General features: G+C 55.8%; 13 protein-coding genes and 1 pseudogene. 2 read left to right on the top strand and 12 right to left on the bottom strand.

The window, feature by feature from the left end:
• Nucleotides 1-199 precede the first annotated feature (199 nt).
• The 9 genes and pseudogenes from F759_RS0131095 to F759_RS45275 all read right to left on the bottom strand — a co-directional run.
• Entirely contained in the window at nt 200-709 is a 510-nt protein-coding gene (locus F759_RS0131095; RefSeq protein ID WP_027803285.1) for a hypothetical protein, read from the bottom strand.
• Between the two features lie 1,190 nt (nt 710-1,899).
• Entirely contained in the window at nt 1,900-2,112 is a 213-nt protein-coding gene (locus F759_RS0131110; protein WP_027803287.1) for a helix-turn-helix domain-containing protein, read from the bottom strand.
• Between the two features lie 43 nt (nt 2,113-2,155).
• A complete protein-coding gene (locus F759_RS0131115) occupies nt 2,156-2,395 on the bottom strand; it encodes a helix-turn-helix domain-containing protein (RefSeq protein WP_027803288.1) in 240 nt (79 codons plus the stop codon).
• Nucleotides 2,396-2,811: 416 nt separating this feature from the next.
• Nucleotides 2,812-3,825, bottom strand: a complete 1,014-nt coding sequence (locus F759_RS0131125) for a hypothetical protein (protein WP_027803290.1) — start codon at nt 3,823-3,825, stop codon at nt 2,812-2,814.
• Between the two features lie 115 nt (nt 3,826-3,940).
• The gene (locus tag F759_RS0131130; RefSeq protein WP_244438962.1) at nt 3,941-4,729 is read right to left on the bottom strand and encodes a metallophosphoesterase; all 789 of its coding nucleotides are present in this window, start codon (nt 4,727-4,729) and stop codon (nt 3,941-3,943) included.
• Nucleotides 4,726-4,989, bottom strand: a complete 264-nt coding sequence (locus F759_RS0131135) for a hypothetical protein (RefSeq protein WP_027803292.1) — start codon at nt 4,987-4,989, stop codon at nt 4,726-4,728. The genes F759_RS0131130 and F759_RS0131135 overlap by 4 nt, the downstream gene beginning before the upstream one ends.
• A complete protein-coding gene (locus F759_RS42535) occupies nt 4,976-5,311 on the bottom strand; it encodes a hypothetical protein (protein ID WP_152530752.1) in 336 nt (111 codons plus the stop codon). Before F759_RS42535 ends, F759_RS0131135 begins: the two co-directional genes overlap by 14 nt.
• Nucleotides 5,312-5,381: 70 nt before the next feature.
• Nucleotides 5,382-5,858: a hypothetical protein gene (locus F759_RS44505; RefSeq protein ID WP_244438963.1), complete on the bottom strand. Its 477-nt coding sequence runs from the start codon at nt 5,856-5,858 to the stop codon at nt 5,382-5,384.
• 408 nt (nt 5,859-6,266) lie between these two features.
• Nucleotides 6,267-6,680: pseudogene (locus F759_RS45275) on the bottom strand (TniQ family protein); the annotation flags it as partial.
• A 103-nt stretch (nt 6,681-6,783) separates the two neighbouring features.
• Here F759_RS45275 and F759_RS45280 point away from each other — a divergent pair.
• Nucleotides 6,784-7,563: a metallophosphoesterase gene (locus tag F759_RS45280; RefSeq protein WP_027803295.1), complete on the top strand. Its 780-nt coding sequence runs from the start codon at nt 6,784-6,786 to the stop codon at nt 7,561-7,563.
• 49 nt (nt 7,564-7,612) lie between these two features.
• Here the strand turns inward: F759_RS45280 and F759_RS41540 are convergent, their stop codons facing one another.
• The 3 genes from F759_RS41540 to F759_RS0131165 are packed head-to-tail and all read right to left on the bottom strand — an operon-like array spanning nt 7,613 to nt 12,694.
• Nucleotides 7,613-8,869, bottom strand: coding sequence for a TniQ family protein (locus F759_RS41540; RefSeq protein ID WP_084534398.1), 1,257 nt, complete (start codon nt 8,867-8,869; stop codon nt 7,613-7,615).
• Entirely contained in the window at nt 8,859-9,989 is a 1,131-nt protein-coding gene (locus F759_RS0131160) for an AAA family ATPase (RefSeq protein ID WP_027803297.1), read from the bottom strand. Before F759_RS0131160 ends, F759_RS41540 begins: the two co-directional genes overlap by 11 nt.
• 14 nt (nt 9,990-10,003) lie before the next feature.
• Nucleotides 10,004-12,694, bottom strand: a complete 2,691-nt coding sequence (locus F759_RS0131165) for a hypothetical protein (RefSeq protein ID WP_152530753.1) — start codon at nt 12,692-12,694, stop codon at nt 10,004-10,006.
• Nucleotides 12,695-13,716: 1,022 nt separating this feature from the next.
• Between F759_RS0131165 and F759_RS0131170 the strand changes: the two genes are divergently transcribed.
• Nucleotides 13,717-14,118 carry a RidA family protein gene (locus F759_RS0131170; RefSeq protein ID WP_027803299.1) on the top strand — a complete coding sequence of 134 codons (402 nt, stop codon included), beginning with the start codon at nt 13,717-13,719 and terminating at the stop codon, nt 14,116-14,118.
• The last annotated feature ends 14 nt before the right edge of the window (nt 14,119-14,132 follow it).

Here is a 14,132-nt window from a genome sequence, read left to right on the forward strand (position 1 = left end):
CTTTTTTCGGCCCGCTGCGGCCCCAAGCTAGGGCAAGCGTCTTGGCCCTAGGGTGGTGTTGACCAGGTCGCACCTGGCATTTTTACTTCTTCCGCAGCCTTGTCGTCGTGGCCGAAAGTTACCCGGCGCTGGACGCAGGGCGGGGCAGAAAAAGCGCTGATTGCTCCTTAAGGTTTATCAATTTTGCATCTAGTAAAGCTCACGTTCTGCGAGTTTGCCGAGCAAATGGATTGATTGGCTGGACCTTCTCCCCGTCTTTTACTCGCTCGAGAAGCTGCACCTTGCCCCAATCAGCCGATATTGCTTCCAGCTCGCGGACGACGTTTGACTCCAACGGTTGCAGACCAGCGTCACCCTGAAAGTTCGATTTGAATGCGTGGAGGAGACGATTCTGAAGGAGGCGGGTTACGCCCTCGATTCGCCCTCGCGTGTCTGAGTCGGTGAACATCACCGACTGCGGTGAAAACGGGTCGTAGTAAATCAGGTTGGGATACTCGGTGTTCACCGCGACCTTTGGCGCGTCACTGATGAGCAGCGAGCCTAGCAGTTGTACTGAACCCTTCATGCCTTTCGGAGTTTTGAATACCCATACCCGGTTGGGTAGCCGCTCTTTGAGTTCAAGAATCTTCGTGTCGTTGGAACCAAAGTAGCCAACTTGGCCGTTCTTCAGGTTCTGTTCCAGCTTCTGCCAGTAGTAAAAGATATCCATTTCCTACACACCCACCCTCGCCAACCGCAGTCACATGCGACGACGTAATCGTATCAACAGCGCCGTCCGGTCTGGAAAAGCAAAAGGACTCAGTTCGTAGCGTACCCGCCGATATGACAGCGGCACCATCACGGAAAAATGAGGCCAAGCAGTGCAATATTGTAACGAGGTCGGACGAGCGCTCGGCTGGGACCTGCCAATGTACGGTTGGTCGCCGAGGCCCGACACGACTGAGGACGTTGGCGAAGGCCATGTCGCAGGGAAAACTGAACGCATACCGCCGCGACTTCGGCGACGGTCATCATGTCGTTCATGTTTGCTCCCCTGAAACAGTCAGCGAGCCGGCGTAGGCGACACCATTGGAACCTCACGCAGAGTCTGCGACGAATCGATGCACGTTCGAGTCTGCCACCTCCTAGGCGTACTGCACCTTTTGCGAAAAGTGCAGTACCGCGAAAGCCGTTTCCAAAAGGCGTAGCGCAAGTGAAGTGCATCGAGGATGACGCCGACGTTACTGCTGAAATTGACTGTGCCGCCCGGCAGAGCTGATGGTCACGCTGGTGTCGGACCCGCTCGCGCGAATACTCATGCGTCACCGAGTCATTAAGGACCTGTTCCCCAAGACGCACTCGTTAATCAGCGAGCGCACCATCCCGTATTCGGCTGATGTCTGCCGTCGCAATGACTCGGCGCCCTGACTCACGTCCGCCTGGACATAATCCGACTATCACGCGCAGCATTACCTGCCTCCAGTGACCTTGCGAACGCGCTCCGCGAGCGCGACTGCTTCGCTTGGCGACATCGGCAACGGCCCACGCGGCGCTATGTTCAAGACCCAGTCGGCCAACTGGGTCACAAGCGATGCATCGTCTGCGTTCAGCCCGAGCGCCGACAACGATTGCGCCAACGATTCCAATTCCGGAGAACAGCAATAAATCGCATCAAAAGCGGCACGTACGCGCGTAGACTCGGTTAGCTCGGCATCGCGTGCATCGGCAATCAGATTCTCGTATCGCATATCAGCTCCAGCTTTGACTTGAGTTCCGCGAGCACCGCGGGCTTGCTCACGCCGTGGAGGTGTGCCCTGCACGCTAGGCTCTCGCGGCACCAAATGGGGCAATGAAGATAATCACCATCTAGCGCCAGCCACGCAGCGGACTTGCGGCGCAAAACTTCACTCCATATCTGCATCACAGCCCAGGCGGTTCGTCCTCCTCCGTCTGAGTGTCGAGATATCGCCTTACCCTTTCGTCCAACTCTTGCCGGTAACGCCTGACGGACCCTTCATCGACGATGTACTCGCCGTCATGGCCGAGCGCACCGTCAAGGTCTCCGTTTTCCAGCAGACGTCTAACGTGCGACCGGCTCACAAATAGGAACCTCGCGACTTCGGCGATGGTCATACTTAGCCTCCACTACAGGCGGGCCACAGAAGCCAGTCCGCAGTCACTTCTGTTTGTCATAGATTCCAGCTTCCTGCGACTCGCGCGCGAGTTCTTCCAGCGCTTTGCCACCACGCCGTCTTGCTTCCAAACGGTACGCCTCAGCATCTTGGCGTGCGACCGTGTGTGTGCCATTCGCATCTGCGCATGCAGGTAACTTGCCGTCGCGGACTAGCTTCACGACATACTTCGACGTCACATTTAGCATCACCGCTACTTCGGCGACAGTCATCGTTTGATTCATGTTTGCTCCAATAGGAACAGTGGGCGAACCAGCGCGGTCACCGCCTTTCGACTCTCATGCAGCGCCTGCGACGAACCGATGCAGGTTCGAGCCCGCGTTCAGTTGCCTGCTACCAACTGAGCAACGCTCGCAGCCGTTCGACAAGCCAGTCCGCTTCCACAACGCTCACCCAGCCTTTGCCGTCAATGGCGCGTCTTATTCGGTGCAACGTGACCTCGAAAGAATGCTGCGGATACGTTGCTGCGTCCTTCCGAGCCTTTGCGACTAGCTGCTGCGCGAGGTCTTCGCACACCTGCCATCGTTCGAACCGCTCGTCGTCGGTCTGCCCGACGACAACCTTTCCGTTAATGAGGCGACCGACGAGTTTAGGCTGCTTGCCCGGGACAGAGGCTGGCCACACGTCTCGAGGAAATTCATCAGGTACGTTTCGCATTGGTGAGATGAGCGATGACTTGCTCAGTAATATCAATAAGGCCTTCGTGATTTTTGCCCGCAGGCATTGTCTTCGAAGTAAGCGTCGCACCGGGCGCAGCAACAACGCGGATGCGGATAACTTCGCCGTCGACTAGGATTTGCACGCAAGCCTCCAGCATCGGCGCTGCGCTTCCAGACGTGTGTCGTTCAACAAAAAGCGTAAAGCTGCGCAGGTCCGGGTATGGGCCCAGCGGCCATTCATATCCGTGTACGTGAAGGGCCTCGGACGCACGCTCCCAGAGCGGTCTGCGTGGGTCAATTTCTGCGACAGTGATGTACAGGGGCTCAACGCCCGCCGGCTCGGTCTCGTGTTCACCCTCATAAACCTTAACGGCGGTTCGCGACCACTCAGCCGCCCACGCCGCAGCGGCCTGCTCCAGCACTTTGAAATCATCGTCGTCGGCCAGCATATCGAGCGGAATGCGGTCACCGAGATTGCCATTCCGCGACGTCAAAAAATCGAGACGGCTCAGCGGAGGCGCAGGCACGATAATTTGGCAGATTGTTTGCAGCCGACGCAGGTTGTGGGCAGCGTCTGCCAAGACGGCGGGAACGTATTGAACGCCGTCGACTTCAACACTAAACAGACTGCCATCGTTGAGCAACTTCTCGAGTCGCTTCTCGGTCACACCGATTCGCCGCCTGAACTCAGTGGGTGGCAGCAGCTCGCCACTTGCAATCATCGCGCGACGGCCTTCGAGTGCTTGCTGCCAAAGGTATCCGCGCAAGACGTCGCCGCCAACATCTTCGCCGGCGTCGAGGTAGGCTTCACGAACAATGTGTTCGATGCGAACAATTACGTAGTCGGGAAGTTGCTGATACGTGCTGCGGTCCGTTGGCGGTAGACGGAACTTGTTTGCAGCGATTTTGCGCACAAGCGAAGACGCGACGAATTGAGGCAGGTCATAGATAGCGTCGATGCGTCGCATGGCAATGTCCCAACCGCTGTTAGCCACGTGTGACTCCATGCATGGATGACAACATCACTACGCGCTCCGGCATTTACAACTGCTAGCGACGGCACTTGGCGGTTTTGCCGCGTTATAACCGCGAGCCAACTCGCGTGGACCGCTACACTTCGACGACCAGTTGCGCATTGAATGTTGGGTTTTCCCATTCCAGTTTGTCCGGCGATTCTGCATATTGTCGATTGCGCGCGTACCCTCGCGGATTTGCAATCACGCGGCACTTACCCACTGTGTAATCGAAAGAGTCATGGACGTGGCCGTGGACCCACAGGTCAGCTTGCTCGACAAGCGGCGTGAGGTCGCTGACAAAGGCTGCATTTAGCAGGTCGCCCGCATAGCGAGGATGCACTGACTGTGGATGCGGCCCATGATGCGTCACAACGACAGTTTTCCCGCCGAAGGGAAATGCAAGTTGTTGCTGCAGCCAAGTCCGAGATTTCATGTGCTCAGCGCGAGCGATGGCTGGCGTGAAATTGCCGCCGTCCCCGACGCGAATGGCGATATGGTCGCTAAGGCAACGCTCCGCCTCGCGCATCGCTGAGGTGGCGTTGCCATTGAGTTCATAGTCTGTCCACAGGCATGCGCCCAGAATCCGGAGACCACCCAAGGCAACCGCATTGCGCTCAAGGTAGTGGATGTTTGACCCGGCTGCGACCCTAGCGATTTCCGCGGTGACGCCGTAGTAGTGTGCCGCATACCCTTCGTGGTTTCCATGTACGTAGTAGACGGGCACGGGCCAGTCCGCGAACGCTTTGATTGCGTGCGTGTGTGAGTGAATATCGCCGGCTAGAATCAATGCGTCCGCATTCGGCACTGGCTCGATGACGCGGTAACCCACGAACCGATAGAGCATTTCCAGATGAAGGTCGGACGCAATCTGAAAGCGCATCATCGCTCTCTGGACGGGTTACTGGTAGCGCGTGGCTGCGCCAAAATTGCAATCGTGTCAGCGTTGACGCGGGCGGCCAGACGACATGCTTCGTCTAGCGGTATCTGCGGCAGGAACGGTGATGAATCGGCTGCCCATTCCATCAATCGTTCCACTGTTATGCGGTCGTGCGACGAGGTAATCAATGCAGCCATACCCACGCCTACTATCTTGAACTGCCGGGTTTCCCTGACGGCCTTTGTCCGTTCTTCAGGCGTCGTCATGGCGCGCTCCATGCAGAAACTCTTGAGTGACATCTTCCGAGGAGGCGACCGCATTGCGGAGACACCATTCGTGCCATACATACTCGCTGACGCCATCAAAGCCATCCGGTCCGATGAGCTGATAAATTCGACCCGAGACCGTCGTTCCTCGCAGGTCCTCACTGTCAAAGCTCACCATTGGCGAACTGACGCGTCCACTGTAGCTGGTCGCTTTCCTGCCGACAAAGTGAAGCGATGCGGCCGGATGTGCCACCATAATGCGCCACTGCAGGAGAACCACCAAGGGCTCTTCAAATAGCGAAGAGACTATGCTTACCGGCATATTTAGCTCGCGGCTAATGTTCCCTATTGACACCCTGAAACGAAAAGCTGAGGCTGCAATGAAGCGGCGTTCACTGCAGGTTTGAGCTCGTCTTCACCATGGCGCCAACCGGGGCCTCATCAACGAGGACGGCTGCGATTTCTTCCATGATGACCTCTCTCTTCCAACAGTTCAGATAGCACGCGGGGTCCTCCAAGATAGCTTTCATTTGATTTGGGGCGATAGACGGTCCAAAACGGTCCAGTGCTGCCCTAACGTCCGCTGTGAATTCCGCACGTCGGCTTGCAGCGAGCTGGGCCGTATAGGCTGAGTGTCGAGTCGAAATCTCTGCAGCCAAATTGGGGAAAGAGCGCCACACAAAGTTGGGGTCAACGTGCAACTGCAACGCTAGTCCGCGAACAGATTGTGGCGGAAACGAAGTCAGCGCCTGATTCAACGACTCGATGACCCGTTCCTTCTGGTCAGTGCGACGAGCGCGAGCGCGATATGGCTCGAAAGCGAGCTGCTCGGACAAAGCCAACTTGTCCCGGGAAAACACGTTTGTCACGAATAACTCCTCAGCCGTGGCTCCGGTGTGCAGACCCGACCTGAAATAAAACATGAGCGACGGCGGTATGCGCCCAGCGCAATATTCGTTACAGAGTCCAGTCGGCATTGCTAGAGCGCGGCCCATCTGATGGCTGGACCCTGCAAAGAAAACATCACGTAAGGCACAGGCTATCTCACTGCCTGGAATCAGAGTCTGTGAATCCTTCAAAGCGGCCGGTAACCGAAGCATCTCCTCGCAGAACCTAGCGTAGTAGAGACCGATGTGCGCGGGCTCAGCATCGCCGATTGAGCTCTCTTGTCCCAACCAACGGCCGCAATAACGGCAGCACCCGACACGCGCCTTGAATGACATCCAATCCTGCCTGCATCGGCAACAGATGGGACACGCCACTTCCAGTCGCCTATCGTGCTTGGGGCACCATTCAACGTCAGTCAATCGCCAAACTAGAGGCTCATAGGTGTCGCCGGTTGTCGAATGCTCCTCCTGAAGACATAACGGACACCACTTTCGATGAGGGTCAATCAAAGAACGCGGCGCAAGTACTCCACGGAACGGCAGTAGCGTGCAAGTCCGTAACAGCCGGTTACCAAAGAGTCTAACGAACGTCTCTGACCATGCTTCCGCCGCCCGTCCAATCCCTTCCACTACGGACATCCTAGTTAAGCGCGGCCGATGGCTGCCGGCATCCGATGCAGGGGCGATAACTTCACGGTAGTAATCGATGTATGCCAAGCTGTTCAATTCCGCTTGCCTCACGGCGAAGCTGGACAGTTGCTCGACTCGTCCCGAGCCCATGCCACGTGGCATGTCGTGAATCATCTGCCCTCCTCGGTGCGTACCACCTGCCACACAGTCAAACCTTGTGCTTACCTACGTCTTTTATAGTACATTTTTGGACAGAATGCTGCCCTAGGAGCACGCTATGAGTTGCGCGAGAGCTGTGAGGATTCAGGTCGCCTCAGACTTCCACATGGAATCGAGGAAAGGTGCAGTCGCGACGCAGTTTCTGACGTATGCAAATGCTGAATTGTTGGTGCTTGCGGGCGACATGGGTAAGCCTTCGGAGATTTGTGCTCAGTTCGCCACTTGGCCATGCCCTGTCGTCTACATCCGGGGCAATCACGAGTATCGATGGAAATCGGAGCGAAGAGAGACGTCCGGTGCCCCCGTCAAATGGATAAACGGCAACGTTGTTATGCTGGAAAACGGCGCTGTGTTTATTAACCACATCCTTGTTCTTGGATGCTGTCTTTGGACAGACTACAATCTGCTCGGGCAACAGGAACACGCAATGCACCTCGCCGACAATGGTAACGACTCCCACATTTTTCGACGACAAGAGTCATTGTTAAACTTTTTCTCGCCAGCTCAAGTCCTGCTACGGCATAACTCCTCGCTGAAATGGCTCAGTGACCAGTTGAGCGAGCCGTCGCGCAGTTCCAAGCTTGTGATTACCCATTACGCCCCTCACAGAAGGTCCCTAACATGCAATCGGCACTTGAACAACTTCGATGCCGCTTTCGGTTCTGACCTTCACGCTAGAGTCAGACAAGCCAATCTTTGGGTACATGGTCACCTGCACCGCTCCATGGACTATCGTGTATTGAAATGCCGCGTAGTCTGCAACCCTCTGGGAGGCGCCACACATCCAAACCGCTACTTTGAGAAAGCAAAGACCGTCGTCATTGATGGTGTGATTTGACCCGAACGTGTCTAGGTCAAACGTCCGCGGCATGGCGTCGCCACGCTCATCAGCGCTTCGCAACAAGGTAGCCGCGTTCGTTGCGAACAAGTCCCCGCGCCTCAAGAGTCCTGTTAATCAGAGCCGCACATTCCTCGTCAACGAATATGCCGGGTAGCTCCGTCGTAATCTTCCTCCAGGAAACATAGCAGCCTCTGGAAATCAGTTCGTCGATTTTCCGTTCAATTAGAAACGCTTCCGTCTCCTTCACAGAGCGTTGATAGTCGATGTACCGGGCGTAGATTTCTCGGACTTCGTGCGGATATCGTCTCCGGAAAGCGTGCAGAGGATAGCCCGCCATTCGACATATCGCAGAAGGCGAAAGGTCTTCGCGCCGTCTAGCAATCGACCAAACTCGCTCGCGCATATCAGCACCGGAATATCGAGCGCGAAGTGCGATAGCCTCTCTACTTGCGCAAGGACACCTCGTGACTACCTTGGTGACATCACCCACGACGAGTCCTTGCATACTGATTCCCGACAAACTACTAACTCTTAAAAGCGTCTCGACGGTCGGAACTGACCTTTCATAGACTTTTATTTCGCATCCCAAGGCGTCCCTCAATTCAGCGCGTCCGACTAACCCATCAGCAACAATTTTCAACAGGGTCTGTCCGAACGAGACGGTGGCCAATTCTGGTACGGTTGTATCGCGAAGCAACTCGAGAATCTGAAAACCGTCTTGGTTTTCAGGGACAAACGTCTTAGAGCGCCTTCTGGTTTTGCTTCCGAGCCACTTCCCGCATTGCCCGCAACAACCCACACGACCCAACCCGCTGTAGGTGCGCGGCGGCTCTCCGCAGAACGGACAAATCGTTTCCATGGGTATGTTATGCACCACGCAGTCAACAATGTGCTGGAATCTCCATAGAAGCGGCTGGTGAACGTGACCACCATCCTCTCGCCTCCATTCCTCCAGACATATCGGACACCACGCAGCTTGCCTTCTTAGCATCATCGAGTTTGAAACCCGCCCTTTAAGCGGGTGGCACGTTAATCGCTCGATGTTACGAATGCCGAGCTGATGCTCCATCGCCGCGACAACGCGCTTAGACGTTGGACTTGCGCCATCAAGAACACATGCGTCTTTGCCGCGAAGTCTAACGGCCAAGACATGGGCCTCAGCGTCATCCAAGGACAACAATGCTTTCAGGAAGTCGTTGACGATAAGACAATTTTCTTCTGCCAACCGGTAAACGATGCTCGTCGCTGACTCTTGGCCAGCACTTCCCTCCACCGGTTCGAGAGTGACAAACTTAGCGTCCATAGGGATGATTTGTCCGGTTAGCCGGCTTCCGCGCAAACGGTTTAACTGGCTTGGCCGGTTGCCCCCCGCTTTCTGAGCTTATGCCATGACTTTCGACTCGCTCAGTCCTGTCTCCTATTGCGGGCGCGAAGCTGATGTGAGCACTAGCCTCAAGGCTCCTGAATATTTTCAGTGCTTCCGCATGTATGGATTCCCACGTTAGGGTCGGCAGTCCGGCGCGATTGTCTTTTCCGAGTGCGCAGCAAACCGAAGCCATTACGAGACCGACGCGGCCATAAGAGAGCGCTCTTATGGCGTCGTGGTTTCGTGTCAACGTACCCTCCTTGCACCGAGAACCTATCGCTTTCTCAAGCGTCACGAGAAAATCTAGAAAATCGTCGACATCGTTGCCACTAGGTCCGTAAGCCCTCAATTCTATTTCAACGGTTCTCGCCTGAAGCTGGTCGGTCTGGCTAAGAATGGCTCTGACTTCTGGGCAGCCTGCAACGACGACGGCCAAATTAGACTGGTTGACGATGTACTTCAAACTCTCGGCGAGCCGACGGACTGCCTTAGCTCCGAGCGTTCCGACAAGGGCGTTTCCTTCATCGAGAAACAAGTGAATCGGCTCGTACTTACAAGTTTTAAGGAACGCCTGCTCCAACCCCGCATCTCGCCCCTTCTTTGAAAGCTCTTTCCGGGTGGGCGCTCCCTGTACCAAAGGCGGGTATGCGATTTTCTGGTCTGGCAAAATTGAGCCGAGTTCGCTGTGAATCTTGGAGTACAAGTCGTGCTTGTCGAACTGCGCCCCGCTTACGCTCATTTCTACCAAAACGGCACCTATATTGAACCCCCTCTCGCGGGCAACGGCATTCTGCCGCTCTCTCAGCGCACGGAGAAGAGTGGACTTCCCCGTGCGCGTCTCGCCTACTATCGCTATCAACGCTCCCGGCAACGCGTCGTCGAGCGACTCAAGCACCTGCAAGGCTGTGCGCTGGAAGTGAGCATGTTTGACGACAAGCTCTTTCGATAGGTACTCCATCAACGCGTGGGTTTCCGAGTCAACTCCACGGAAATCCAGGATGGTGTCGACTTCGTCCGCTGCACCTGTTCCCGATTCATGCGATTGTTCGAAAGGCATTCCGTGCCTCCATCCTATGAACGAAGGACGAGCGTCTTCAATGCGACCGGCGTGCGCTTAGCGGTTCCCGCGCTGGAAGCGGTCTCATCACATCGAGGAGTAGGGGTGAGAGGCAACTGGAGCGGGTCCCCGCCGTGGAATATGGCCGCTTCCACAGTGTAGAGAGACTCACGGGTGCATCTCCTTGCTTTCTCTAAGTCCTCCGGTAACCGCCTCGACAACGCAAAGCGTTGAAACGTTGCGCCATTTGCCACCGGGTCGTTGCCTTTAAGCATGTTTGCGTGCCTGAGATAGGCTAAGACCTCACCGGCCTCATGCTTTGTGAAGAATCGAAGGGTCTCGTACCACGAATTTCGACATTCATACCAACGCGAGCCAGGCGGTGCAATCCATACGCGACCCGCACAAAACACGTCTGGCTTCACGTAGACATATTGGTCCGCAAACTTCCCGACGCCCTCTCCCATCCCGTAATACGCCAGACCATCGACCTCAACATAACCTTCCTGTCGAACCTTTCGCATTCCGCCATGGGAAGCTTCTGGTAAACACCGAACGATTAAATCGTCATTCACCGTGACCATAGGCGAGTACGATTCACCTAGCTCTCCAAACCTTTGATTTATAAATTCCTTCCGAGGCACCCCCATGGTACGCGGCCCTGGGTCGCCTCCCTTCAAATCAAAGTACCCTGTCAAATGGGCGCTCAGCTCGGGAAGCGTGAATTGAGCCGCGTCCTTGGCACGAAATCCGTCAGAAACACGATGAAAGTCTTCTACCGCAACGGTGTTTCCTGCAACCGACCGAAGATTCTGCGCGAGGGAATTATTGGAAATCTCTGCGAAGCACCCAAACCGCGGCATGTTCTTAGGTCGGTACACATGATGCATCTCCGTCTCACTGACCAATCGCGCCACATGATTCCCAGCATAGTCTGCACCGTTGTCCGTTGCGAGAAATACAGGAAGGTGACCGTACCATCTATGCGCGCACAACAGGAGAAGCAGCATCGTTGTCACGCTTGTTGGGTGGTCGTATGAAAGAATCCATGAGAGTTCCCAGTCGGTAGCGATGTCAACTAACGCCGAGAACCACAGTTGCCGTTCATACGTTTGATGTGTGTATGCGGACAGCAGCTTCATAGGAACTGGCGTGTGGTCTGTATGGACCAACATGAACGGTACGGTTGTGTCAATAACTCGGCTTCTGTGTTCGCGTGGGACGAACCCTGTACTTTCATAACGGGCAAACGGTCCTTTTTGTATCCTGGCTAGATAGCACCGGTCCTCTCCCTTGAGCCAATTGGTCAGTGTCCGTCGGCATGGGACCGAGTAATTCCGCAGTTCGCAGGCAATCTTCACCTCGCTAGCAAATTGTCGAGTCGTCGGCTGGACGCCGCGACGCTTCATGAAGTCATCGTACGTCTGGGCGATGACCTCCAAAACAGGTTCGCTCAAACGGTGACCTCGCTGGCCGCGATTTCGCTCCTCGAAGACCAACCCATCTGCGGGGCTCAGACCCTTGGCTTTTGAAGCGTCAGCCTTTGCTCTCCAAGTGAACAGGGTTTGCTGCGATATCGGTTTACCGGCGCGCAACGGGTTCGTCCCCGTATCTGGCCACTTCGCTTCAATTTCACCCCTAATCACCTGCAGCCGAAATGCAGCGAGCTCCTGGTCTTCGCGGCGGGCACCAACCCCCGCGGGAGCGGCCGGCGCGAAGGTTATTAGCTTTCTCTGCCTCGCCAATTCCACGTATGCAGCCCATACCAACGTTCCACACTCACCTTTGTCGTCAACAAATGTGATATCAACATCCCGCCTCACACTTATCGCTTCGCATTCCTGTCCATCAAGGAGAAATCTGCTGCCGCGCTGGATGTGGTAGTTTGCGTCCACACCAAGGTATTGCGGCTGACTGTCTCTCAGAGATTTCCAGCACTCATACGACCCTCTGTCCCTGAACACATGTGTTGAAAGAGGGTCTGCGTATTTCATTTCGTACATCGGAAAGTAGACAATCTGATGAGCAACCAGGATGCTCAAATCGTCCGGGGATATTTGCAACTTCATGGTAATCTCACGTCGGCTCGCCCAACCTTTCGCGTCCAATAAATCTAGAATGTCGGTCCGCGCGGTTTCGTTCACTTCCTCAATCGGGTGAAAATATGCGTTGCGAAGCAACGCCGCGTTCTCAAGATAGTCGCGCGAGAACAAGTCCGTGTCCGTAAGCCTGTATCCAATGCCGTAGGGGCGAAGCACCTCCTCGACTGCGGGAGACGTCCACGTTCCCCCGTTCAGCGCGAACTGGTCGCAACTGTTCTCGAAATCCTTCAAGACTTTCTTCGCAGAAATGAGCCCGTTGAAGTACACGGCATCGCTTTCTATGCACAACAAAAACGGCGTAACGTTGACCCGCGACGGCTTCCCTCCAAACGGTGGCCTATATCGAACTCCTCGAATGGTCCAAGGGAATGGCCACATCTCTAGGATAAGCGGGTCCAGTTCTGCTTGAAACGCCCTTGGCATGCCTTGCTGCATGGTCTCGCAATCTATGCACATGTTCATTTTTTTTGAGGTGAACTCTCCCCGAACGCGCTGCTCTCCGGGAGCGAGCTCGGTCGAACGCACCGGATGCGACTGACGAATCTCTGTCACCAAAGCCACGCCTCTCGCTGTAACCTGCGCGGCGGCATAGATGTTGGTCAACTCGATGTCGTTAAGGGGGCCACGGAACCTCTCTAACATTTTGCGCGTCTCCACCAAGACTGTTACTAGCCGCAGTCCGCATTCGACTGACCGTTGGAGCGTAGTACCGGAGAAAGAGAGTGCAAGCGCATGGTCTGCTGCGCCGCAGGTAGCCTCAGCGATACGGAAGACGTCCAACGTCGTGGCCTACCATGGCTGAAGCAGCGATGCACTGCGTGTGGCTCAACACCCGACACCGGTTAGCGGCGCCTTGTCTCTAAAGCGACGCTGCCCCTCTCACGCTGAGACGGTCGATTATCGATTCGCTTTAGACGAACGTCTAAAGTGGAAAATGAGCGACCATTTCGATGACAGGTTACCGATGGAGGGAGAGAGCATTGGCTGCACTCATCACCCGACTTTTTTGGCGGGTGTTGCTGACGGCAGCAGTTTGATAGGGTTATTTGCGATTATGCGAAAGTTTTCGACGCACAGTCCTTTCGCGCTGGACTGTCTTGCGGCTCTCGAATCTGCTTCGGGTGGCAGGCAACGCAGTCCCTGAGCGGTACACGTGTAGGCGACGTCGTCGATGGAATCTAAAACGCGCATGCCGTAAAGAAGGCACAGTCGGCAGGACATAGTGCGTCGCCGCACTTGCTCGACGTTTCCTCCGTTTTAGATGCCTAGCTCTACAACGGCCGCGGCCCAGCAAGTTTTTCGCCGTTGCTGCGACGCAGCATATGCGCGCGCCTTGTCGTCGATAAACTAAGTGGATTACGCATTAAAGTCCGGTGCGTCGGAAGCTCGTGGTAGAAACATCGCTTTGATGACGTTCGTTGGTAGAACATTGCCTTTGTTCGTGTGCACCATCAAGAAGTAGGCCGCTAATCGCTTGGCGCGTCGTAGAGGTTACGCTTTTCAGCAGGGTGAAAACATGAGGTTATTGTCGCAGCCTCAGACGATGCCGGCCGCCTCGCCGGCATCGCGAGTTTTGATCGGTTATCTTGTCAGCCCGATACCCGAAGCCATGACGCGCGTTCCCTATGAGCTCAACCCCCGCTTTCTGGATGATCCCCGGCGCCCCTACGCCGGTCGGCCCGTTTTCCCACGCCACTGAAGCCGACGGCTGGGTTTTCCTCACGGGCCAGATGCCGACTTCGCCCACCGACGACGCCGCGCCGCTCCCCGAAGGCGTGGTTGCGCAAACCAGGCGCGTGATGGACAACCTCATGCTGGTCCTCAAGGGTCTCGATCTCGGCCTGCAACACGTGGTCTCCGCACGCATTTTCCTGACCGAGTTCAAGCGCGACTATGCGGCGATGAACGACACCTACCGCGCGTACTTTCCCGCCGACGCGTTGCCGGCGCGAACCTGCATCGGCGTGACTGCACTGGCGCGCGATGCGTTGGTGGAAATCGACTTCATCGCACGACGGCCGGGCTAATCGCCGACCGGCAG

It is taken from the genome of Paraburkholderia dilworthii, from assembly GCF_000472525.1.
Classification (GTDB): domain Bacteria; phylum Pseudomonadota; class Gammaproteobacteria; order Burkholderiales; family Burkholderiaceae; genus Paraburkholderia; species Paraburkholderia dilworthii.